Source organism: Flavobacterium sp. GCM10022190, from assembly GCF_042656445.1.
In the GTDB taxonomy this organism is placed as follows: Bacteria; Bacteroidota; Bacteroidia; order Flavobacteriales; family Flavobacteriaceae; genus Flavobacterium; species Flavobacterium nitratireducens.
In genome coordinates this window covers 503993-526118 of the sequence record NZ_JBHSOQ010000003.1, presented here as the reverse complement: position 1 = coordinate 526118, position 22126 = coordinate 503993, and the positions used below count along the sequence as shown (strand labels likewise).

Here is a 22126-nt window from a genome sequence, read left to right as displayed (position 1 = left end):
CCCTTTCTCAGATGGGGTAGGAGGTTTGTATTTATTGAATTTTAATATCGTATTTGTCTAAAAGTCCCGGAATGCCCTGCATCGAAAATTTGGCTTTTCGCATTGGGTTGAATTCAGGATCAATTTTATAATTGTACGCCGTAACGAAATTCACTTCCTTCAATTGGGTGTCATTAAAAATGGCGTTTTCCAGATTGCAGTTGTCAAAAACTGAATTGGAAAGATTCGTACCAATGAAACTCACTTCTTTCATCGAACAGGAATTGAATCTTGTTTTCGTCATTTTTTTATTCGAAAAAGACGCAAAATCCAAGATGCAGTCACTGAAACTTACTGCAAACATAAAGTCAGTACATTCGTTAAACGGAATGCCTAATAATTTGCAATTCGAAAAGTACACTGTTTTTAAGCTCGTTCCTTTTAAGTTGGTCATCGAAAGATTGCAATCGATGAATTCGCAATCCATGAAAGTATTGTTTGAAAAATCACTGTTGGAGAAATCACAGTTCTTAAAAACACAGTCTTCAAATTCACGATGACTGACTTTTTTATTGATGAAAATGACCTTATCAAAGGTTTTCTGAATGTGAATGAGTTCTTCCATTAATCGTTAAATAAGGCTTTCATTATATATTTCAATCCTAGAAAAATCAAATACATCGAAGCCAAACATGCCACAATTCCAATTCCTAAAACCAGATAATGCCAAACGTTTTTTTGGTTCATAAAGGCATTATAAATCAATGATGGTCCAATGAACATTAGCGGCAAAGCGCCTGTTAAGTATTTCACACCTTTAGATAATAAATCTTTGTTTGTTGACATTTTAAGTTAGAAGTTAGATGTTAGAAGTTAGAAGTCACGCATAACGCATAACACCTAACTCATAACTTATTACTATTATAAAAATCCACTGCCTTACGCACGCTGCCGTGTTCTTTCAATAACTGAGCGGCTTCTTCGTAGCTTACAGGAATTTCGCCCATAATCATTTTAGTGCCGCGGTCAACGAGTTTGGCGTTGCTTAATTGCATATCGACCATTTTGTTGCCTTTTACTTTTCCTAACTGAATCATCGTTGCCGTTGAAATCATATTCAAAACCAACTTTTGAGCGGTACCGGCTTTCATTCTCGAACTTCCAGTTACGAATTCTGGTCCTACGATAACTTCGATTGGGAATTGCGCTGTTTGCGAAAGCGGGCTACCGGCATTGCAGGAAATACTTCCTGTGATGATATTATTTTGGTTACAGGCTTCCAAACCGCCAATCACATAAGGCGTTGTTCCCGAAGCGGCAATACCCACCACTACGTCATTTTCGTTGATGTTGAATTCCTGCAAATCAATCCAGGCTTGGGTAGCATTATCCTCGGCATTTTCTACCGCTTTGCGAATGGCTTTGTCGCCACCAGCAATAATTCCCACTACCAAATCGAAAGGCACTCCAAAAGTAGGCGGACACTCTGAAGCATCTACCACACCCAAACGTCCCGACGTTCCTGCGCCAATGTAAAACAAACGACCGCCCTGTTTCATTTTGGCAACGATTTGGTTGACCAATGTTTCTATTTGCGGCAAGGCTTTTTCCACCGCTAGCGGAACGGTTTTGTCTTCGTTGTTGATATTGCTTAATAATTCCGTAACGGACATTTTTTCTAAATGCTCGTATTTTGAGGATTGCTCGGTGGTTTTTATGAAGGTCATTCTTTTGAGTTTCTGAGTTGCAAAGTGCCAAAGGTACTATCTTTTCAGCAAGAATGATAGTGGAATTTTGTTGTATTTTTATTTTTTGAAAGATAGTGTTTGTTCGTCATTGCGAGCGTATCGAAGCACCCGAGCGCAGCGAATTGAGCTTTAGCTAATCTCATTAAGTAATGCTTCAAAGTTGCTTATAATTGTGGGCACAGAATGCAATTCTGCCTTTACTTTGTGTATATCCTAGCAGTCGGGTTATGAAATCCAAAGATCTTCAATTTGTTTTATTTTCCATTTCCCATCTTTTTTATGAAGAATAATCAAATAACCAAGGCCGCATTTTCCCCCGCAACTATAGCTGCCAATAAGTACTGCCGTATTTTTTGATTCATCAAAGATGATTTTGGAAAAAGAAACAATACTATAGGGCTCAACTCTAAGATAGCGGTCTTGAGGGGTTTCGTCTTTTTTAGTATAACTAAAATTAAATTTCGGATTTTTTTTAAATTTTTCTATAATGATAGTGTTAGTCTCAGTGTTGGTAGTGTCAATTTTTAAAGCATTTGATTTGAAATATTTCTTTATAGATTCTAATGAGTATTCACTTGGGAAATAAAGTTCTTTGGAGACAGTCATCGGTAGTTTTGAAGTGTCTTTTTTTATTTTTTCAATTTCAGCATTATATGTTACTATCTCTTTTTTGTATTGGGTTGAATCAATATTAATGAGATTTCCTTTTTTATCATAAATTCTTTCGGGTATTGGTGGAAAATTCAAATAAATTCGATTGTCCTTATGAATTGAATCTACCATAGCTACAAAAAGTTCGTCTATGATTGTGTTTTCCAATTCTAAATTAGAAGTCTTTCTTTCACAGCTTAAAAGAGAAAGTATTGAAAGAAAATAGAATATTGATTTCATAGTTTACTTGTTTATTTATCTTTTTAAATTTTTGTCAATTTGTTTTTTACTCTTCTATACGGGCACAGAATGTAATTCTGCCTAACGTTTGTACGTATATCTGAGCGATCGGGGGTTTTGTATTACTCACAAACTTGTCATGCTGACGAAGGAAGCATATCATTAAGTAATTCTACAAAGTTGCTTATAATTGTAAACATAGAATGCAATTCTGCGCTATCGGGGTGGTTTAGTTTGTTAAAGCCACACGAAAGGATTCGTTCTGAAGCGTGGGGCTATAAGTGTGATGTTAGTTGTTTTTTTTCTTATACCTTTCTAATTCTTTGTATTCGGGAGCTCCAAGTAATTTTTTTTCTTTTTTTATTAATTCTTCTAATTCAGAATTACTTTCCCACTCGAAAGATATTAAGCCCCAATTTATATCTATAAACTCTCCTTTTTTTGAAATAGTAATCCCAATACAATTTTGTAACCGATGTTTATATTTGAATAATTCGGTTATATTCTTAAGCATAATTTCCCATTTTTTATGGTCTACTTTATTTACAGGAATAAATACAAATCCACAACTTGTTCTTAACGAAGCAAAGCGATAAGGTAGTTTCCGTTCTTCTAATTTGCAATCCTCTATAGTTTTCAAGAATCTCGTTTTGAATTCTAATAATTCATACCTTTTTAACTTACTAATTTGTTTAATTATAGAATGATATTCTATTGATTCTTTATGTTCACTTCTTATGATGTTATTTGAGAAAGCATCTAAGAAATTTGACATGTCAAATTCATCGACATCTTCTTTTAAGTTTGTTAATGTGTGTATGTATTCTGGTTTTATAAATGAAACGTCTTCTGTATTTAAAAAATGGCCTAATAAGTATTGTTCAGGACAATTATTCATTAATAATTTATGTTTGAAATAAATCCGTTCTCTAAATTTTAAATACTCATCTAATTCAGTTGGTGTAATCAGATATTTACATATCCAATGATAATCTTCTATGTTGAAAATATGAATGTTTCCATTAATACTACTTTCGTAGAATTTCATAAATTTATATTCTTTTTTTAATTTTTCATCAGCATGATAAATAATTATCTTATTTATTTCAGTTGTATTTATTTTAGTAATATTTATTGTTTGGTTTCTTCTGTTTTTAATAAGAATTTCATCGTAACTGATTAAATATTCTAATGTGTCTCTTATTTGTTCCTTTCCTTTTTTTAAGACTTTGTTTTTAAACCAATTATCTGTATTTGTTTTTGACTCTGTAAAATTTCGTTCTTTAATTTGAATGATGAAAAGTAAATCATCAAGTATCATTACATTGTCAGCTAATTCTTTTTTTCCATCTTTTGGATAGAATTCATTTTGTCAAAAGTAAATTCTTTGTAGAAAACCGATTCGTTAATTAGTGTCACGATATTTTCTGATTTAGTTTGTGTCATTTCGTAATTTTATATAAATCATTTATATGTAAAATAAAATAATATAAAGTCACCCATTTTTAGTTTGAAAGGTCTGAATGATTCAATTTTATATCCTCAAATATATAAAAAATTAACTACAAAAAATCAAAAAGATTTAGATAGTAACAAACTTTTCGTACTTAGAAGTTGTTTCATTATTTAAAAATGATTTTGTCTGGAGTAGGGTTTGCGTGAGGGGTAGTAGTGGAAATCCTTGTGGCGGCGGTCTTTATGCCGACACAAGATTGCAACGGATGACCCGACCTCGTTGCATAACGAAAGTCGCTTTTTTGTACAAACGCAGTGCAACGAGGGCACGCTCAAAATGTTAAGCGTGTTTTGTTATTTTGATGAACGATAAGTCAGCTAACGTAAGTAGATAGTGAGATTACTTCGTCCCGAAGTGTCGGGACTCGTAATGACAAAACGGGCTGTGTTATCAAGGGTGAACGGCCAAAATTTATAAAAAATACGCCAAAACGATTCCCAGTACAATCATGGAAACTTTGGCAACATTGAATTTGTGTCCTTCGCTGCTTTCGAAAATAATAGTCGAAGAAATATGGAATAAAATCCCGATTACGATAGCGGTAATTTGGTTATGGTAATGGCTCAGCGTAGTGAGATAATCGGAGGCGAAAGTGCCCAGCGGTGTCATCAAGGCAAAAGTAAGCATGAAGGCAAAAATAGCCTGCTTGTTTAAATGCGAATTGATGAAAAATGTGGTCAAAATAATGGCAATAGGTAGGTGGTGAATGGCGATTCCCAGTGCTAGGTTGTCATGGTTGTGACCCACAGGAAATCCTTCCAAGAAGGCGTGAATACAAAGACTGATGAACAGCAACCACGGAATATGCGACATATTGTGGTGGCCGTGAACGTGACCGTGTTCGGCACCTTTGGAGAAAAATTCCAGGATAATCTGGAACAAAATCCCCAGCATGATGAAAATCCCAATGTTGTTGTCGTGACTTTCTACCCCGTCATGTAGATGACTTTCGTAGATTTCGGGTAATAGGTGCATCACGGTAAGCGAAAGCAAAAACGAACCACTAAATGCCAATAGTAGTTTGAGATTGCTTTTGTTTTTAGGTTTTAAAACCAATGCAATGATATACCCAAGGAGTACAGAAAGTAAAGGTAAAAGGTAGTTCATGTGTTTTTTTGGTTTAACCGTTTAACCGTTTAATCGGTTAAACAAATTAATTATTTGAATATCATAATTAATCGTTCGCTTTCGGTCTTATGAAATTTTTTCAGTTTGTAATCGCCAAAGATATCCAAAAGGTAAATTCCGGCTTCGTCCATCATGGCTTCAAAGTCCTGTAAAGTCAGGGCTTTTACTTTTTCGGTAAAATGGTATTTTTTGCCTTGGTCTTCAAAGTCAATTTCTTTAAAAATATGTCCGTCGGCAACGTAGCGTTTCAGGTGAAAGTCAATTCCGTCTACGGTTTTTACTTCTTCAGGAACCAAAGTGTCAATAACCTGGTTGACGTTCATAAAATCAATTACGGCAAAACCATAGTCGGTCAAGCTGTTTTTGATGGCTTTTAAAGTGGTTAAATTGTCGTCGTCATTTTCGAAATAGCCAAAACTGGTAAATAAATTGAAAATGGCATCGTATTTTTCTTCAAAAGGCTCGCGCATATCGTGTACCTTGAATTGCAGGGTTTCGTTGGCACTTTTGCTGGCTTCGGCTATGCTGTTTTCGGACAAATCGGCTCCAATGACATCAAAACCCAATTGGTTCAAATAAATCGAATGACGTCCTTTGCCACAGCATAAATCCAAAACTTTGGCATTTTCAGGAAGATTTAAGTAATGCGTTAAATTGTCCATGAAATGTTGGGCTTCACGGTCGTCGCGTTCTTTGTAAAGGATATGATAATAAGGAGTGTCAAACCACGAACTGAACCAAGCTTCGCCAGCTTGCTCCTGATTGGGTTGTGTTGGATTTTGTACTTCAGACATTTATGCTGTTCAATTAATTCTATCCCGCAAATTTAGTGTATTTTTGCGGAAATATACTATTTCAGCTTGTTTGGAATTTAGAATTTAGAAAATTGGAATTTAAAAAGAATGGAAGAAAATTATAAGATGATAGCCAAAACCTTTTTTGGTTTTGAAGAAATATTAGCCACCGAATTACGAAACTTAGGCGCTCAAAATGTGGAGCAGGGGGTGCGAATGGTGAGTTTTAAAGGCGACAAAGGTTTTATGTACAAGGCGAATTTGGCATTGCGTACAGCTTTGAAAATCCTAAAACCGATTTATTCTTTTAGAGCGAATAACGAAAAAGCGCTTTACAAAGGCATTTCGGGAGTGAACTGGTCAAAGTTTATTAGTGCTAATCAGACTTTTGTAATTGACACAACCGTACACTCGGAATATTTTAATCACTCGGAGTTTGTTTCTCAAAAATGTAAGGATGCTATTGTGGATCAGTTTAGAGAAAGAACTGGGCAACGTCCTAGTATTGATAAGGTACATCCGGATTTACGCATTAACATTCATATTGATAAAGATCAGGTTTCGGTAGCCTTAGATACTTCGGGTAAACCGTTGAACCAACGTGGTTACAGAACGTCTACGAATATTGCTCCTATCAACGAGGTTTTGGCAGCGGGAATTTTGTTGTTGTCGGGTTGGGATGGTCAATCGGATTTCTTGGATCCAATGTGTGGTTCGGGAACCTTCCTTGCCGAAGCGGCTATGATTGCTTGTAATATCCCAGCGAACATCAACCGAAAAGAATTTGCTTTCGAAAAATGGAAAGACTGGGATAATGAGTTGTTTGACAAAATCACCGATAGTTTGTTAGGCAAAGTTCGTGAGTTTCATTATACGATTAAAGGGTATGACAAAGCACCTTCGGCGGTGTTGAAAGCCAAAGAAAATGTTAGAAATGCGAATTTGGATGAATATGTAACCATCTCAGAGAACAATTTCTTTGACAGCGAAAAAAATACAGAAGGAAAATTACATATCGTATTTAATCCACCTTATGATGAGCGTTTGGATATCCATATGGAAAAATTCTATAAAAATATTGGGGATACCTTGAAACAAAGCTATCCAGGTACCAATGCTTGGTTTATTACTGGAAATCTGGATGCATTGAAATTTGTAGGCTTAAGACCTTCGCGTAAAATTAAATTATTCAACGCCGGACTGGAAGCGCGTTTGGTAAAATACGAAATGTACGAAGGTAGTAAGCGAACGAAATTTCAGGAGAGAAGTTAGAGGTTAGAGGTTAGGAGTTAGAAGTTAGGAGTTAGAGGTTAGAAGTTAAACTTTGAACTAAAAACAATAAACCATAAACAACAAACAAAAAAGTCATGTCAAAATTACAACTAAGAGCATTTTTATACCAATTAGGAACTTTTGCGAGTTTATTTATATTATCCCGTTATTTAATTCACCAATATGCTGGGCTTACTGGTTTTTGGGAGCCTTTTGCAGCTTTTGTGGTTGCAACTTTTGTTGGGCCGAAGTTTCAGGCTGTAAAAACGAAAGACGGGGAGAAATTGTATATGAAATGGGTTTTTTCTAAAAACGTGAAAGAAATTGGGTAGGTTTTGATTAACCGCAAAGTGAAGAAATTTTTAATAGAACCGCATATTCGCTGATTGATTTCAGTGGATTTGCGTTTTTTTTTAACCGCAAAGGGCACAAAGCTTTCGCAAAGCTTTCGCAAAGCTTTCGCAAAGCTTTCGCAAAGCTTTCGCAAAGCTAGCAAAGGAAATAAAGGGAATCTGCGTGAAAGAATAGGCACGCAGATTGAGCTTACTTTGGCAGATTTTTTTAGTCGAAAGGTACTAAGGCGCTAAGTTTAGTGAAATAAAATTTGTGATAATTTGTGGTGAAATAATTTAACCGCAAAGAGGCAAAGTTTTTCGCAAAGGGAACAAAGAGAAATCTGTGTAAACCTGCAGAATCTGCGTGAAAGAATAGGCACGCAGATTAAGCTGATTTTGGTAGATTTTTTTTAGCCACAAAGGCTCTAAGGCACAAAGCTTTCTACGTTTACAAAAAATAAACCGCCAATTCACAAATTTATATAGCTTGCGAATTAGCGGTTTTGTTATTGTGGGTTGTCAGTTCGAGCGAAGTCGAGAACGGTTATATAGCCTCTCGACTTCGCTCGATGTGACAGTTGGTTTATTTTTTCTTTTCTGCTTTTTTGGTGTCAGCAGGTTTTACGACTTTTTTGAACATTGGAACAAAATAAGTTACCGTATAGTTGAATCCCACTCCAAAATCACCATTGTACGTACGGTTGAATCCCGGAATGTATAAGTTTTCAAAATTGCTTGGTTGCTTGTTGCTCACCAATCGGTTTAAACGAAGACTGAAGCCTACAAAGACATTGTTGAATACTTTGGCTTTCATCCCAGCCACTACTTCAATCCAGCTGGCTGTTAACCCATTGTATTTTTGCCCAGAAGTCAATGGCGGAATTTCACCAAAATACTGATTGGTATTGTAGATTTTGTAGCTGTTCAATTGTTGGCTAAAAGAACTAAAACCATAACGTAAACCAATAGAAATGATATTTTCCATGTCCAACCAGTTTTCGTAACCGTTATAATCAAAACCTAGTTTGATGTAAGAACCCTTAGTGGTGAAGTTTAATCGGGCGTCATCGGTGGTTTTATTTTCGTTACCAACTTCGGCAGCGATGTAATGTTTTTTGTCGTAACGATAATCTCCTACTAGTTCAATTCCTTTATAATCTTTGTCATAAAAACTTTTGCTTAGTTTGAATAAATCGACACCTAAACGAACACCATAACGGTCTTTTTTTATAGGAATTGCAATGGAATCCTTTTTGGCAGTTGTACTCGTTTTAGAGCTAACAGCCGCTTTTTGAGTGATGATTCCTTTACTTGAACTGTCTTTTGGAACTACTTTAGTTTCTTGTGCTTGTACAAAAAATAAAGATAAAATCAGGAAGCTACTAAAAATATATTTCAAGGTGTGTCTCATTTTCATTAGCTATAATAGGGTTACTTACATAAACCACATTTATCCATTTTTGATCAGGTGTTGCTGCATCCGAATGTACGAAAGGCGTAGTTGAGTCCAAAGTATAATTCGTTTTAAAACCACAAGCACGTGATACATAAATATTTTGGGTTCTGTAATTGAATTTGATAATATCTTCGTTGGCAGGCGCTACAACACTGGTACTTCCATAATTCAAAATGAATCGAAAAGTAGTCGACTCGGTATTGACTTTCAACGGAATAGAAACCGTGCTTCCGTTAATTAAAGTATTTCCATTAAAGCTTACTGCTTCATCCATTCCTTCACTAAAAATACTAAGGTTTGTTACATTCTTAGTTACCGAGGCGTTATTAGCATCATAAAATGTAATTACTAATCGGGGAGTCGTAATAGTATTCCCATCACAAATATCGTCTTTCTCGCAACTGGAGAAGGAGAAAGCAAAGCTGAGTACTAATAAGAGCAGTATCGTTTTTTTCATTTTTATAGTTGTTAGGGGCTAGTTCTTAGTTCTTAGTTTTCAGTCCTTAGTCCTTAGTAGCATTTATGTTCAGAAAAATAATAAGGACTAGGGACTAAGTACTAATGACTACCTTCTTTCCAATAAAACCACATTTTCTACGTGATGGGTTTGCGGGAACATATCCACAGGACGCACACGAGTTACTTTGTATTTTTCATCCATCAAAGCCAAATCACGTGCTTGTGTAGCCGAGTTACAGCTTACATACACCACTTTTTCTGGAGCGATTTTCAAGATTTGTTCAATCACATCTTTATGCATTCCGTCGCGAGGTGGGTCGGTGATAATCACATCCGGTTGACCGTGTTGGGCAATAAAAGCATCGTTAAAAACCACTTTCATATCACCCACAAAGAACTCACAATTGTCAATATTATTGCGTTCTGCATTGGCTTTGGCATCTTTAATCGCATCCGGAACGCTTTCAACACCAATTACTTTCTTCGCTTTTTTAGAAACGAATTGCGCAATAGTTCCCGTTCCGGTATATAAATCGTAAACCGTTTCATTACCGGTTAATCCGGCAAATTCTCTGGTGATTTTGTACAATTCATACGCCTGTTCCGAATTGGTTTGGTAAAAAGACTTAGCATTGATGCTAAATTTCAAACCTTCCATTTCTTCCAGGATATAATTACGTCCTTTGTACAAAATGATATCCTGATCATAAAGCGTATCATTCGCCTTATTGTTCACCACATATTGCAAAGAGGTAATTTGAGGGAATTGGCTATACAAATGATCCAATAACAATTCTCTGTTGGCTTGGTCATCTTCAAAAAACTGAACCAAAACCATGATTTCTCCTGTCGAAGCCGTACGCAACATCAGGGTTCTCAATAATCCGGAATGTTCTCTCGGATTAAAGAAAGTCAGACCGTTAGCATTAGCAAAATCACGCACTTCATTACGGATAGCGTTCGATGGATCTTCCTGTAAATGACATTTTTTGATGTCTAGGATTTTGTCCCACATTTTAGGAATATGGAAACCTAAGGCATTTTTATTGTCTAATTCTTCACTGCTTCCAATTTCAGCCTCGGTTAACCAACGGCTGTTGGAGAACGAAAATTCCATTTTATTTCTGTAGAAAAACTTTTTCTCCGAACCCAAGATAGGTTCAAATTCCGGAAGTTCAATTTTTCCAATACGTTGCAAATGATTTTTTACCTCATTGTGTTTAAAAAACAACTGTTGGTCGTAGTTCATGTTTTGCCATTTGCAACCTCCGCAAACCCCAAAATGCTCGCAAATAGGATCCACACGGTGTTCTGAAAGTTCGTGGAATTTCACCGCTTTTCCTTCATAATACGCCTTGCGTTTTTTGAAAGTTTGCACATCAACCACATCACCCGGAACCACATTCGGGATAAACACTACTTTACCATCGGGAGCCTTCGCTACCGAAACGCCTTTTGCACCTGCATCAAGGACTTTTATCTGATGAAAGACAACTTTGTCTGTATTTTTTCTACCCATGGCGCAAAAATAAGTTTTTGTCCGCTTTTATAAATTCAATTTGGGAAATATTTTTGATAAGGGCTGTTTTTTGTAGTGATTGTAAACCTTAGTTCGCGTGTTTATGAAGTGTAACGGTTTAAAATTCCCGGGAGCAATCCGGAAGATAAGTAATTGATTGAAAGATTTCTTTTTTTTAACATTAAGAAATGAAGACAATTAAGCTTAATGATTCTTAATTGCTTAATGGTTTATCTCAAAAGCAGTTAGTTTTTTTATCTGTGCCCAATCCCGCTTTCCGCTACAAATCCTCGCATTGCCGGCAGGAACGCTAATGCCATTAAAGGAGCTTCTTTCAGTCGCTCTTTACTGGCAAGCGTTCTTTTTGCCGGCAACACTGCGGGTTTTTCGCTATAATCGGGGGCAGGGGAGTTTTGGTATTCAGCCACGTTATAAACGCTACGATACGTTTTTTCCTGAAAGTAGGTACTCGATGTAATCGAGCACCAGATGGGGAGCCGTATACTCGATTAGCTGCTGTTAATATTTATGTTGTTTTATAAACTCTTCTAATTTATTAAATGATTGACAAGAATTGGTAAGTAAATTTAAATCAATGTTTTGAGCAATTTTTGAATTATGTTTTACATTATTGAATATTACAGTTTTATTAGAACTTTTTAAAACTAAATCTTCCAAAAATTCTTTAGGAGATGGGATAGTTTCTGGTTTCCCTTTTATTTTGATTTGTTTTCTAATTTTAAATGTTTTCCTTAAGGCTTCAGGATCGGATAGAAACCATGCTTCAATTTCTTCTACAGGTATACAAATAAACTTTTTATCAATTGTACAATCTTTAATTTCTTTATTTAACGTATTATATAAACTTTGATAATCATTTCTATCTAAATCATGGAATAATAAAACTAAATCACATTCTCTTTTATGTAAATCATTTACATAATCTTTGCATTTTTTTTTAATTTTTCCACATCCATTACCAATATTTTTTTTATAGCTTAAATTTTTATTTGTTAATCTATTTATAATAATTTTAATAGTGTCAAAATCACTATTGTCTTCAGCAATAATACCAATTGTTCTAATCATATTTATAATTCAAAACCTGTTTGTTTCCAATATTCACCTAAATTCCCAGAATATTCTAAATAATCTTTTAATTCCTGCATGTCGTCGCCAATAAAAGCATCTGTTAAAGGATAAGCAACGGTTCCATTTTCCTTCTTCTTATCTACTAAAATTATATTCTCTGGTTTTAGTTTATCAAGTATATAATCAGAATGTGTACTTATAAATATTTGTTTATTTTTTGATTCGTGTTTAATTAATTCAATAATACTACTTAATAAACCATGATGAACACAAACTTCAGGTTCTTCAATTATTAATAAATTACTATTATCCTTAAGAATATAGAAAATTAGCGCCAATGTTTTGAATGTTCCTTCTGACAATTGATTTGGCGAAAGATTTAGGCTATCTATGATGAAAGAAGGAACAATAATTTTTCTTAATGAATCTATTTTTTCAATTTTACCTCCTGATTTAACTTTAAATTGACTATTGGGAATTGAATGTTCAAAAAATTTAATGTTTTCTATTAATTCTAATCCCATACTCCCAACCATATTTATAAATCTTTTATATAGTTTTTTATCTTCTTTCGAGGATATATATAAATCATATATAAATTTTTCATGAGAACTTTTTTTTCTTGAATTGACTAATTTATAATTATCTAAATCTATCGAAGTTGGACAATTTTTTGGATTAGAAAATTGTGTTGCACTATAATAGTTAATACTAGATATATATTCTATTAATTTAAAATGAAAATCAACTTCATCTTTACGTAAATTTTTTTTACCAAATAATTCTTTAACGATAGTGTCGAAATTCGTATCTATGACCTTTGGGTCTAGATATTTATACATTTCTGTAATAGAATCGTCTAAATCCTTAAATTTTGCTTTACTATTAATTTGTCTAAACTTTATTTTTGAGAGTTTAACTACATCATTATTATTTTCATCGATATCGACAATAAAATCACTTTTTAAATTATATTCAATGTTGTCAATATCAACTATAAAATCTAAACGTGTTTTAAAAAATTTGTTGTCTTCTAAGAAATGTGAATGATAAAACTTTCTATTATTTATTTCTTTTAACAATAATATACTTGTTAGTAAATTACTTTTTCCTGCTCCATTTACACCTATAAAAGCTGACAAGTTATTATTGATGTTAAAATTCGTTTTTATGCAAGATTTGTAATTATATATAGATACTTCTTTAATTTTTATCATAAGTTTATTATTAATTGTAGCTAACTAGTGTATAGGCGAATCAAAACTTAGCATCTACACCCAAAATAGGCTAGATAAGCGAAGCTTTATTTATTTTCAAATATATAAAATAATCTTACAAAATACTTCAAGTCCTATTTTTTGTTTGTTTGCAAAATGAAAACTTTTTAATACATTTGTACAATGAAAATTCTAGTCAAGAAAACAATTCTCTATTACATAGAGCAGTATCCGATTGCGGCAACGCCATTGCTAATTTGGTATAATGAATTTTCAAAGCTCAATTTCAGCAATTTTAATGAGCTTAAAAATGTGTATGGGAATGCAAGTGTTGTAAATAATAATAGAGTCGTTTTTAATATAAAAGGCAATGATTTTAGATTAGTTGTTTCAATCAATTTTCTGCAAGCTGCCTGTTATGTGATTTGGTTTGGAACACATAAAGAATACGACAAGATTAATGTAGAAAGTGTTGTTTTTGATACTAGAATTTTAACGGATAAAAAAGGATAATTATGTACTGGAAAGTATTAAAAACCGAAGAAGATTATACTAAAGCTTCGATACGAATGATGGAAATTTTTCATGCTGAACCCAACACTGCTGAGCATGATGAATTGGATTTGTTGATTGTTTTAATCAAAGATTATGATGAGAAACACTATCAATTACCGGAACTGGATGCCTTGGAAACTATTAAATACAAAATGCAGGAAATGGGAATCAAAGCAAAAGATTTGGAACCTATAATAGGAAGTAAAGGTCATGTATCGGCTGTTCTTTCAGGTAAAAGAGAAATTACTTTAAAAATGGCACAAAAATTAAAATCCTATTTTAATATTCCTGCTGAGGTGTTTTTTGCATAGTGCTTGATTAAAATCAAATTTTCAATAGCTCACGGATGATACTGATTTGACCGATTTACACGGATTTTTACTTTTAGAAAACTAAAAATCTGTATCAATCTGCAAAATCTGCGTGAAAAAAATCGTAATGTAGATTTTGGGTTAAATTTTAATTTTAATTTTTTGGTGTTGAATCATAAAAAAACCTCGTTTCACAATGAAGTAAAACGAGGATTGGTATTTCAAAAGATGGAATCTTTTAATTATTCAATCTTTTAATCTTTCAATAAAAAAATTACAAATCCGATCTTAAAATAGCTCCGTTACTAGCGTTAGTTACTAAAGAACGGTATTGTCCTAACCATCTTGAAGTTAATTCTTTTTTCAATGGAACGAATTCTGCTTTTCTTTTAGCAATTTCTTCGTCAGTTAAGTTAACTGATAAGATGTATTGGTCAACGTCAATATGGATTTCGTCACCATCTTTTAATAAACCAATCATTCCACCTTCGGCAGCTTCCGGAGATACGTGACCAATAGAAGCACCTCTGGTTGCACCACTAAAACGACCATCGGTAATTAATGCTACTTTGCTACCTAATCCCATTCCCATGATTAAGGAAGTTGGCGCAAGCATTTCCTGCATTCCAGGACCACCTTTAGGCCCTTCGTAACGGATAACAACAACATCACCTGCTTTTACTTTTCCACCCAAAATTCCTTCGATAGCTTCCGGCTGACCGTCAAAACAAACTGCTTTTCCTGTGAAAACACGGTCTCCCGTAATACCAGCCGTTTTAATTACAGCTCCTTGTTCGGCAAGATTACCATATAAAACAGCTAAACCACCTACTTCAGAGTATGGATTGTCAATCGTGTGGATAATATTGGTGTCTTTGATATATGCGTCTTTGATTTTTTCTAAAAGAGTTTCACCTGTAATCGTTAGGTTGTCTAATAAGATGTCATCACCTCTTTTAGTCATTTCTTTCATAACCGCATTAACTCCTCCAGCTGTGTTGATGTCTTCCATGTGAACGGTTGACAAACTTGGAGAAATTTTAGCAATGTGAGAAACGCGTTTTGAGATACTGTTGATGTCCTCTAGGTTGAAATTTACATTCGCTTCTTTGGCGATAGCCAACATGTGTAAAACCGTATTCGAACTTCCACCCATAGCCATATCTACTGCAAAGGCGTTACGTACGGCTTTTTCGTTAAGGATGTTTTTCAACTTGAATTTTTCAGTTTGTGCAGCGTCTTTGGCGATTTCGCAAATTCTTCTTGCTGCCTGGCGGTACAATTGCTCGCGCTCTTTGGTCAAAGCTAGGATAGTTCCGTTACCCGGAAGGGCAATTCCCATCGCTTCCATCAAAGTATTCATCGAGTTAGCGGTAAACATACCAGAACAACTTCCTCCTGAAGGACAGGCATTACATTCGATATCTTTTAATTCCTCATCGGTAATTTCGCCTAATTCGTGTTTTCCAACCGCCTCAAAAGCTGTAGCCAAGTCGATAGGCACACCGTCTTTAGTATGTCCTTTTTTCATTGGTCCACCACTCACAAAAATAGTAGGAACGTCTACACGTAATGCGCCCATAATCATTCCCGGAACAATTTTGTCACAGTTAGGAATAGCAATCATCGCATCCAGTTTGTGTGCATTCATTACCGTTTCAATAGAGTTGGCAATAATTTCTCTCGAGGGCAAAGAAAAAAGCATTCCATCGTGACCCATTGCGATACCATCATCTACACCAATAGTATTGAATTCAAAAGGGACACAACCATTTGCTTTGATTTCTTCTTTAATTACTCGAGACACACGGTCTAAGAAGAAATGACCTGGAATGATTTCGATATACGAATTGGCAACTCCAATGAATGGTTTGTCAAAATCTTCATCTACTAATCCAGTTGCTCTGAATAATGATCTATGCGGGGTTCTTTGATGTCCTTTTTTTACTTCATCACTTCTCATAATAGGCTTTTTTGTATACTTTTTAAAAGTTGTATGATTATATAATTTTTTTTCTTGGGCAAAGATAAGTAATCTTTTAAGTTAAATCTTTGCATAAAAAAGAAAAGCATTTGTAAAATGGCGTAAAAACAGCAATTTTTAAAAACTTTTATTGAATTTATAGCGCTATAGGTATCTTTGTTTTTTTGTTTTACGAAGTAGAAAGACTTACATAATGAAAAAAGGGATTGTTGTTTTTGTTTTGGTTATTTTTTGTGCGTTGTTTATGAATTGCGACAATAGTATAAAAAATGGCAAACATTATTTTTATAAAGCGGTGAATGATAAGGATACGGCTTTATTGCATTTTATTCGATTAGAAGACAATCGTTTTTTTGGAGCCTATGAAATTCATTATGGAGGCGTTCGAAAAGATTCGGGAGAGGTAAGGGGAATTATAGTAGGCGATACCATCAAAGGAAGTTATTATTACCAACCTTATGGAGGGGGTGTTTTGAAGCGATATCCTATTGCATTATTGAAGCGAAAAAATAAATTGCTTTTAGGAAAAGGGGTAATTTCGGTTTATATGGGGATTCCATCTTTTTTAAAAGGAGAACCGATTGATTACAGTAAACCTGAATTTGTATTTGAAGAGGTTAAGAAATAGAAGAAAACCAACAAAGACAATTGCTTTGTCATTGTTGGTTTTTTGATTTTTTACCACAAATGGTGTACTTCCTTTTTAATGTATTGCTCATAAATGGCATTCATTGCTGCAATTTTTTCGGGAGTTAAAGCAGCTAAATCCAAAGTGGAAAGATTGGATACAACATGACTTTCTGTTGAAGCACCTGGGATAATACAACTTACTTCTGGGAAACTCAAGATCCATTGTAAGGCAATAGGCGCCAAGTTTTGCACTTCTGGGAATAATTTTTTGAGTTCGTTTACGGCTTGTAAACCTAATTCGTAGTTAATTCCTGAAAAGGTTTCTCCTTTGTCAAACGCAGCTCCTTCACGATTGAAAAAGCGGTGATCCTGACTGTCAAAAGTAGTGTTAGCTGAAAATTTTCCCGTCAATAATCCACTAGCTAATGGAACACGGGCGATAATTCCAATATCTTTTTTCTGAGCTTCTTTAAAAAATAACTCTGATGGACGTTGTCTAAAAAGATTAAAAATAATTTGCACCGAAGTCACATTCGAATATTCGATGGCTTTTAAACCTTCTTCTACTTTTTCGACACTAACACCTAAATTTTGAATTTTACCTTCTTGTTTTAATTTGTCAAAAAGTTCAAAAATTTCAGGACGATAATATACTTCTGTAGGCGGACAGTGCAATTGGATTAAATCAAGTGTTTCTAATCCTAATCTTTGCAAACTGTCTTCTACATACTTTTGTAATACTTTTGGTTGGTAACCTTCATTGACATGCGGATTGATATGGCGTCCACATTTAGTAGCAACATAGATACGTTCAGAACGGGAACGAACAAGTCTTCCTACGGCTTTTTCGCTCAATCCATTTTCATACACATCGGCTGTGTCAATAAAATTGATTCCTTTGTCGATGGCAGTGTTTAAGAGTTCATCGGCAGATTGATCATTAAAGGGAGAACCCCATTTTCCACCTACTTGCCATGTTCCCAAAGCAATTTCAGATATTTCAAAATTTGTTTTTCCTAGTTTACGATAGTTCATTTTATTGTTATTATTGATTGTTTAAAGTTAGTTGTATGGCTTTTTGAATTAGCGGGCTCATTATTTCATAACCTCTCGTGTTGGGATGAACGCGGTCTTCGGATAATTCGGATTTTAAGCCTTTTTCATCATCCACCATTGCCGAATAATAATCTACAAAAGTAATTTGTTTAGTGGTTGCATAGTGTTCTAAAGCTTTATTTAGTTCGATAATACGTTCGGCTGGTTTTTCTTTTGGATTCCAATAGAAGAAATTGGCAGGTAATACTGAACAAAGGATTACTTTGATTTGGTTCACTTGTGCGAGTTCAATCATTGAAATGATGTTATCACATATCATTTTTGTTGTTGCAAAACCAGTATTTCCTGCAATATCATTGCCTCCAGCTAATATCACTACTATTGAAGGTTTTAAGTCAATTACATCGGCTCTAAAACGAATAAGCATTTGTGGCGTGGTTTGTCCGCTGATTCCTCTATTGATGAAATTTTTATTATTGGAAAAAAGTTTATGTTCATTGGACCAAAATTCGGTTATGGAATCGCCAAGAAATACAATTTTGTTTTCGTTAGTTTTCGAAAAAGAAAGCAATTTGTTTTCCTTTTTATATTTTTCTAAATAGGGCCAATCTTGGATTGCTAAATTTTCCTTCATAAAATTATGAAATTGCAAATTAAACTAAGAAAGCAAAAGTATTAAAATAAAATTTAGTCACTTATTTTAGATTATTTGATTAATAATAAATAAATAAACGATTAAAAAAGTTTTTTCGTACATTTGGTCAACCCAAATACTAAAAGAAATGAAGTTATATGGAAAACTTTCTACTTTTCGATTATTAAAAAAAAGTTATGCCCTTAAATTTTTATTTGTAGCATTTGTAGGGATTCATATTCCGTTGATAGGAATATTGTTTTTTGTCCTTTTTGCAAAAGAAAATTTTACAACCGGCAGTTTACTCGTTTTTTCTTTGGTGATGACTTTGATTGCTACAGCTACCACGCTGTTGGTTTTAAAAAGATTGATGAAACCAATTGAATTAGCCTCAAAAGCTTTAAAAGAATATAGATTAAAACGTGTTATAACCGATGTTCCTGTTCATTTTCCAGATGAAGCAGGGTTGTTGTTGGCTAATATTCATGATTCTATTTTAGAGAGTGAATCTTTTATAGACGAAAAGCAAAATTTGATTTATTTATTATCCCATGATTTAAAGTCTTTCGCCGGAAATCCGCAATCTTTGGCTAAGTTGATTATTGATTCCAATCCATCTGATGAGGTAAAAGAATTAGCCGAAATGATTTGTCAATCTACAGCTGAACAATTCCAATACATTGAGAATTTTATCAAAATATTAAAGGAGCAAGATGAAATTTTCAAGATTACAAAGGAAGTGAAGAAAGTAGATTTTAACGAAATAATTGATGTAGTTCAATTTCAAATAAAGCAGCTTGCAGTAGCTAAAAATATCACAATTGTAGAAAAGCTTGATTTAAAATCAGCTAATTTGACTATCAATACCGAGTTGTTTACTAGAGTAGTCTATAATTTAGTTAGTAATGCGGTTAAGTTTTCTTTTTCGGATTCAGAAATTGAAATTAGCAGTTATCAAGATACTAATTTTGTCTATTTAAAAGTAAAAGATCAAGGTATTGGCTTTGAGAGTAATGAAAGTCATAAAATATTTGACAAATTCACTAAGATGGGGCGTTTAGGGACTTTGAAAGAAGCATCTACAGGAATTGGGATGTATTTGTCAAAGCAAATTATTGAGAGGAATAATGGGTTAATAACAGCAATGAGTGAAGGAAAAAATAAAGGTGCCACTTTTACAATTGTTTTTCCTAAAATTTAGTTCAATTGCTTAAAAATCAGATTGAAATAATGCAATTTTTTCACATAGATTGTAGTTCGTAGTTTTTTTTGTGCTTTTATCGGAAATGTAGTTTAAATAAAATTGGAGTATATAATTTCGTAATTATATAAGTAAAATCGTGGTAAATAATACCGTTTGTTATTGGTGTTTTTTACCGTTTTTATTTGTATTACGTTCCTTAATTCCATTTTCATTATAACTAACTTGCCTATGAAAACAATTTTACTCCCAAAACGTACCCTAGTATTTGTTTTTTTTATTGCCTCTTTGCTTTTTAGCAATATTTCTTTTGGGCAAACAGTACTGCTTGACCAGGCTGATTTGGATTATGCACCAGGTGAAACTGTGTATATCACAGGATTTGGTTGGCATCCAGGGGAAACAGTAATTCTAGAAGTAGCTAATCTCACGAATCCTAATGTAGATTGTGGTCCGGTATCTCCACAACCCCACGTTTCTTGGACAACGGTAGCCGATGAAAATGGTAATTTTACCGCTTCATGGTATGTAAATGATTGTGAATTAGGTGCTGATTTATTATTAGGTGCCTTAGGTGAAACTTCTGGTTTCACATATGAAGTGTTTTTTACGGATGCTAATGTTTCTTTTAAAGCGAATGGTTTACCTAATGGAACTAATGTAACAGTAAATTATAGGGTTTATAGCACTGGTTCGCCTGGGGGTAGTTTTACAGCTATAAATTTTACAACCCCAAATAATTCAACACCAGCTATTGCAGTTAATAATAGTCAGACTGTTGAATATACTTTTAATGATGTTGTAATCTCAGGTACTATATATAAAGCTTTAGGAGGAACTGCTGTTGGTGCCAATAATGGCGCTGGAGGTCAGCTAATCACGGCTAATTATACTATAGCATGTACGACTCTAGCAGCTCCTGTTGTCACTAGTCCTGTAACTTACTGTCAGGGAGCAACTGCAACCGCTTTGACAGCAACAGGTAGTAATTTATTATGGTATACGACTGAGACAGAAGGGATAGGGAGTACAACACCACCAACACCTTCTACTACTTCTATAGGAACTACTAGTTATTATGTTAGTCAATCAACAGAATGTGAAAGCACAAGAGCCAAAATTGATGTTGTAATTAATGGAGTAACTGCAGGAATTATTGGAAAAGGAGCGGTGCAACCTGGACCAGGTTGTGGAACATTGGATCCAGGAATAACAAGTAATACATCAGCGGCCAGTGGTTCAGGAACACTAAGTTATCTTTGGCAACAAAGTACAGATGGTGGATCAAATTGGTCAACAATTCCCTCTGCAACTTCAAGTCAATACAATCCTTCTGCTTTGACAATGACAACTTCTTTCAAAAGAATTGTTACTTCAAATCTGAATGGAATTAATTGTACTGCTGAATCTAATATATTAGTGTATGAAGTAAATCCTTTACCAGTTGTAAGTGCTGTTTTACCTGGCGGAACTACTAATGTTTGTATTGGAAATACTTTGCAGTTATCAAATGCTACTCAAGGAGGTGTATGGAATAGTCAAAATACCGCAAATGCAACTGTTGATAGTAGTGGTTTAGTTAGCGGTATAACTTCAGGTGATGTAACTATTAGCTATACTGTTACTGATCCAAATTCGGGTTGTTTTAAAACAGTAAATAAAACAGTTCATGTTCTTGCATTGCCAGTAGCACCAATCGCTATAGATTATTCTGGAGTTTATGATGGAGTGTCTCATACAGGTTTAGCTACAGTCAATTCGGGTGAAGCGATTTATTGGTATACTACAGCTACAGGAACTACAACTAGTTCGGCGCCAAGTGGAACAAATGTAGGAACTTATTCAGCTTATGCTGAATCTCGCAATATATCAACAGGATGTATTAGTCCGATTAGGACTCTTGTTACAGTAAATATTACTCCAAAATCAGCTACAATAGTTGCCGATGGAAAAACAAAAATCTATGGAGAGGTTAATCCGTTATTGACAGCGCAAATTTCAGGAACAGTAAACGGTGATGCATTGGATTATAGTATAGCTACCACAGCAACTCAATTTTCGGGAGTAGGTAGTTATCCAATAGCCATTACATTAGGAAGCAATCCAAATTACAGCATCACGCCAACAGATTCAGAATTGAGCATTACGCCAAAATCAGCTACAATAGTTGCCGATGGAAAAACAAAAATCTATGGAGAGGTTAATCCGTTATTGACAGCGCAAATTTCAGGAACTGTAAACGGCGATGCATTGGATTATAGTTTGGCTACCACTGCAACCCAATTTTCGGGAGTAGGTAGTTATCCAATAGCCATTACATTAGGAAGCAATCCAAATTACAGCATCACG

Annotated in this window: 22 protein-coding genes; 7 read left to right on the top strand and 15 right to left on the bottom strand. The window is 34.4% G+C overall.

Annotated features, from left to right (window positions below; genetic code table 11):
* Nucleotides 1-31: 31 nt before the first annotated feature.
* The 7 genes from ACFPTQ_RS12335 to ACFPTQ_RS12305 form a co-directional block, all read right to left on the bottom strand.
* Nucleotides 32-604, bottom strand: a complete 573-nt coding sequence (locus ACFPTQ_RS12335) for a pentapeptide repeat-containing protein (RefSeq protein ID WP_379777834.1) — start codon at nucleotides 602-604, stop codon at nucleotides 32-34.
* Nucleotides 604-825 (bottom strand): DUF6095 family protein, encoded by a 222-nt coding sequence (locus ACFPTQ_RS12330; RefSeq protein WP_379777833.1) that lies wholly within the window; start codon nucleotides 823-825, stop codon nucleotides 604-606. The genes ACFPTQ_RS12335 and ACFPTQ_RS12330 overlap by 1 nt, the downstream gene beginning before the upstream one ends.
* A gap of 59 nt (nucleotides 826-884) precedes the next feature.
* On the bottom strand, nucleotides 885-1706 hold the full coding sequence (gene murQ / locus ACFPTQ_RS12325; RefSeq protein ID WP_379777832.1) for an N-acetylmuramic acid 6-phosphate etherase: 822 nt from the start codon (nucleotides 1704-1706) through the stop codon (nucleotides 885-887).
* Nucleotides 1707-1952: 246 nt separating this feature from the next.
* Nucleotides 1953-2618: a hypothetical protein gene (locus ACFPTQ_RS12320; protein ID WP_379777831.1), complete on the bottom strand. Its 666-nt coding sequence runs from the start codon at nucleotides 2616-2618 to the stop codon at nucleotides 1953-1955.
* A 289-nt stretch (nucleotides 2619-2907) separates the two neighbouring features.
* Nucleotides 2908-3939 carry a hypothetical protein gene (locus tag ACFPTQ_RS12315; RefSeq protein ID WP_379777830.1) on the bottom strand — a complete coding sequence of 344 codons (1032 nt, stop codon included), beginning with the start codon at nucleotides 3937-3939 and terminating at the stop codon, nucleotides 2908-2910.
* Nucleotides 3940-4545: 606 nt separating this feature from the next.
* A complete protein-coding gene (locus ACFPTQ_RS12310) occupies nucleotides 4546-5241 on the bottom strand; it encodes a ZIP family metal transporter (protein ID WP_278035990.1) in 696 nt (231 codons plus the stop codon).
* Nucleotides 5242-5291: 50 nt separating this feature from the next.
* Nucleotides 5292-6056, bottom strand: coding sequence for an SAM-dependent methyltransferase (locus tag ACFPTQ_RS12305; protein WP_379777829.1), 765 nt, complete (start codon nucleotides 6054-6056; stop codon nucleotides 5292-5294).
* 108 nt (nucleotides 6057-6164) lie between these two features.
* Between ACFPTQ_RS12305 and ACFPTQ_RS12300 the strand changes: the two genes are divergently transcribed.
* Together ACFPTQ_RS12300 and ACFPTQ_RS12295 are read left to right on the top strand one after the other, a co-directional pair.
* The gene (locus ACFPTQ_RS12300; RefSeq protein WP_278035988.1) at nucleotides 6165-7328 is read left to right on the top strand and encodes a THUMP domain-containing class I SAM-dependent RNA methyltransferase; all 1164 of its coding nucleotides are present in this window, start codon (nucleotides 6165-6167) and stop codon (nucleotides 7326-7328) included.
* Between the two features lie 95 nt (nucleotides 7329-7423).
* Nucleotides 7424-7660: a hypothetical protein gene (locus tag ACFPTQ_RS12295; RefSeq protein ID WP_379777828.1), complete on the top strand. Its 237-nt coding sequence runs from the start codon at nucleotides 7424-7426 to the stop codon at nucleotides 7658-7660.
* 586 nt (nucleotides 7661-8246) lie between these two features.
* On the opposite strand, the gene ACFPTQ_RS12290 is transcribed toward ACFPTQ_RS12295, so the two are convergent.
* From ACFPTQ_RS12290 to ACFPTQ_RS12270, 5 genes are all read right to left on the bottom strand, one after another.
* A complete protein-coding gene (locus tag ACFPTQ_RS12290) occupies nucleotides 8247-9062 on the bottom strand; it encodes a DUF6048 family protein (RefSeq protein WP_379777827.1) in 816 nt (271 codons plus the stop codon).
* Nucleotides 9046-9576, bottom strand: a complete 531-nt coding sequence (locus ACFPTQ_RS12285) for a DUF6452 family protein (RefSeq protein ID WP_379777826.1) — start codon at nucleotides 9574-9576, stop codon at nucleotides 9046-9048. The genes ACFPTQ_RS12290 and ACFPTQ_RS12285 overlap by 17 nt, the downstream gene beginning before the upstream one ends.
* Before the next feature lie 108 nt (nucleotides 9577-9684).
* The gene (gene rlmD, locus ACFPTQ_RS12280) at nucleotides 9685-11097 is read right to left on the bottom strand and encodes a 23S rRNA (uracil(1939)-C(5))-methyltransferase RlmD (RefSeq protein ID WP_379777825.1); all 1413 of its coding nucleotides are present in this window, start codon (nucleotides 11095-11097) and stop codon (nucleotides 9685-9687) included.
* 519 nt (nucleotides 11098-11616) lie between these two features.
* Nucleotides 11617-12186: a DUF4276 family protein gene (locus ACFPTQ_RS12275; RefSeq protein ID WP_379777824.1), complete on the bottom strand. Its 570-nt coding sequence runs from the start codon at nucleotides 12184-12186 to the stop codon at nucleotides 11617-11619.
* 2 nt (nucleotides 12187-12188) lie between these two features.
* Complete coding sequence (locus ACFPTQ_RS12270; protein WP_379777823.1) at nucleotides 12189-13406, bottom strand: AAA family ATPase; 1218 nt, start codon at nucleotides 13404-13406, stop codon at nucleotides 12189-12191.
* Nucleotides 13407-13589: 183 nt separating this feature from the next.
* On the opposite strand from ACFPTQ_RS12270, the gene ACFPTQ_RS12265 reads away from it, so the two are divergent.
* Together ACFPTQ_RS12265 and ACFPTQ_RS12260 are read left to right on the top strand one after the other, a co-directional pair.
* Entirely contained in the window at nucleotides 13590-13919 is a 330-nt protein-coding gene (locus tag ACFPTQ_RS12265) for a type II toxin-antitoxin system HigB family toxin (protein WP_379777822.1), read from the top strand.
* Between the two features lie 2 nt (nucleotides 13920-13921).
* Nucleotides 13922-14272 carry a helix-turn-helix domain-containing protein gene (locus ACFPTQ_RS12260; protein ID WP_379777821.1) on the top strand — a complete coding sequence of 117 codons (351 nt, stop codon included), beginning with the start codon at nucleotides 13922-13924 and terminating at the stop codon, nucleotides 14270-14272.
* A 274-nt stretch (nucleotides 14273-14546) separates the two neighbouring features.
* Here ACFPTQ_RS12260 and ilvD read toward each other — a convergent pair whose 3' ends face one another.
* A complete protein-coding gene (gene ilvD, locus ACFPTQ_RS12255; protein ID WP_379777820.1) occupies nucleotides 14547-16235 on the bottom strand; it encodes a dihydroxy-acid dehydratase in 1689 nt (562 codons plus the stop codon).
* A 214-nt stretch (nucleotides 16236-16449) separates the two neighbouring features.
* On the opposite strand from ilvD, the gene ACFPTQ_RS12250 reads away from it, so the two are divergent.
* Nucleotides 16450-16884 (top strand): hypothetical protein, encoded by a 435-nt coding sequence (locus ACFPTQ_RS12250; protein WP_379777819.1) that lies wholly within the window; start codon nucleotides 16450-16452, stop codon nucleotides 16882-16884.
* Nucleotides 16885-16934: 50 nt separating this feature from the next.
* Here ACFPTQ_RS12250 and ACFPTQ_RS12245 read toward each other — a convergent pair whose 3' ends face one another.
* Nucleotides 16935-17921 carry an aldo/keto reductase gene (locus tag ACFPTQ_RS12245; RefSeq protein WP_379777818.1) on the bottom strand — a complete coding sequence of 329 codons (987 nt, stop codon included), beginning with the start codon at nucleotides 17919-17921 and terminating at the stop codon, nucleotides 16935-16937.
* A 10-nt stretch (nucleotides 17922-17931) separates the two neighbouring features.
* On the bottom strand, nucleotides 17932-18576 hold the full coding sequence (locus ACFPTQ_RS12240; RefSeq protein ID WP_379777817.1) for an SGNH/GDSL hydrolase family protein: 645 nt from the start codon (nucleotides 18574-18576) through the stop codon (nucleotides 17932-17934).
* 148 nt (nucleotides 18577-18724) lie between these two features.
* Between ACFPTQ_RS12240 and ACFPTQ_RS12235 the strand changes: the two genes are divergently transcribed.
* Entirely contained in the window at nucleotides 18725-19777 is a 1053-nt protein-coding gene (locus ACFPTQ_RS12235; RefSeq protein WP_379777816.1) for a sensor histidine kinase, read from the top strand.
* Nucleotides 19778-20008: 231 nt separating this feature from the next.
* The coding region (locus ACFPTQ_RS12230) for an MBG domain-containing protein (protein ID WP_379777815.1) at nucleotides 20009-22126 on the top strand (2118 nt) is incomplete at its 3' end.

Excerpts from the sequence above, each read along its gene's own strand:
- ACFPTQ_RS12335 (WP_379777834.1), bottom strand. The coding sequence starts at position 604 with ATGGAAGAACTCATTCACATTCAGAAAACCTTTGATAAGGTCATTTTC.
- ACFPTQ_RS12305 (WP_379777829.1), bottom strand. The coding sequence starts at position 6,056 with ATGTCTGAAGTACAAAATCCAACACAACCCAATCAGGAGCAAGCTGGC.
- ACFPTQ_RS12330 (WP_379777833.1), bottom strand. The coding sequence starts at position 825 with ATGTCAACAAACAAAGATTTATTATCTAAAGGTGTGAAATACTTAACA.
- ACFPTQ_RS12240 (WP_379777817.1), bottom strand. The coding sequence starts at position 18,576 with ATGAAGGAAAATTTAGCAATCCAAGATTGGCCCTATTTAGAAAAATAT.
- ACFPTQ_RS12320 (WP_379777831.1), bottom strand. The coding sequence starts at position 2,618 with ATGAAATCAATATTCTATTTTCTTTCAATACTTTCTCTTTTAAGCTGT.
- ACFPTQ_RS12235 (WP_379777816.1), top strand. The coding sequence starts at position 18,725 with ATGAAGTTATATGGAAAACTTTCTACTTTTCGATTATTAAAAAAAAGT.
- murQ (WP_379777832.1), bottom strand. The coding sequence starts at position 1,706 with ATGACCTTCATAAAAACCACCGAGCAATCCTCAAAATACGAGCATTTA.
- ACFPTQ_RS12260 (WP_379777821.1), top strand. The coding sequence starts at position 13,922 with ATGTACTGGAAAGTATTAAAAACCGAAGAAGATTATACTAAAGCTTCG.
- ACFPTQ_RS12265 (WP_379777822.1), top strand. The coding sequence starts at position 13,590 with ATGAAAATTCTAGTCAAGAAAACAATTCTCTATTACATAGAGCAGTAT.
- ilvD (WP_379777820.1), bottom strand. The coding sequence starts at position 16,235 with ATGAGAAGTGATGAAGTAAAAAAAGGACATCAAAGAACCCCGCATAGA.
- ACFPTQ_RS12285 (WP_379777826.1), bottom strand. The coding sequence starts at position 9,576 with ATGAAAAAAACGATACTGCTCTTATTAGTACTCAGCTTTGCTTTCTCC.
- ACFPTQ_RS12310 (WP_278035990.1), bottom strand. The coding sequence starts at position 5,241 with ATGAACTACCTTTTACCTTTACTTTCTGTACTCCTTGGGTATATCATT.
- ACFPTQ_RS12275 (WP_379777824.1), bottom strand. The coding sequence starts at position 12,186 with ATGATTAGAACAATTGGTATTATTGCTGAAGACAATAGTGATTTTGAC.
- ACFPTQ_RS12295 (WP_379777828.1), top strand. The coding sequence starts at position 7,424 with ATGTCAAAATTACAACTAAGAGCATTTTTATACCAATTAGGAACTTTT.
- ACFPTQ_RS12300 (WP_278035988.1), top strand. The coding sequence starts at position 6,165 with ATGGAAGAAAATTATAAGATGATAGCCAAAACCTTTTTTGGTTTTGAA.
- ACFPTQ_RS12270 (WP_379777823.1), bottom strand. The coding sequence starts at position 13,406 with ATGATAAAAATTAAAGAAGTATCTATATATAATTACAAATCTTGCATA.
- ACFPTQ_RS12245 (WP_379777818.1), bottom strand. The coding sequence starts at position 17,921 with ATGAACTATCGTAAACTAGGAAAAACAAATTTTGAAATATCTGAAATT.
- ACFPTQ_RS12250 (WP_379777819.1), top strand. The coding sequence starts at position 16,450 with ATGAAAAAAGGGATTGTTGTTTTTGTTTTGGTTATTTTTTGTGCGTTG.
- rlmD (WP_379777825.1), bottom strand. The coding sequence starts at position 11,097 with ATGGGTAGAAAAAATACAGACAAAGTTGTCTTTCATCAGATAAAAGTC.
- ACFPTQ_RS12315 (WP_379777830.1), bottom strand. The coding sequence starts at position 3,939 with ATGATACTTGATGATTTACTTTTCATCATTCAAATTAAAGAACGAAAT.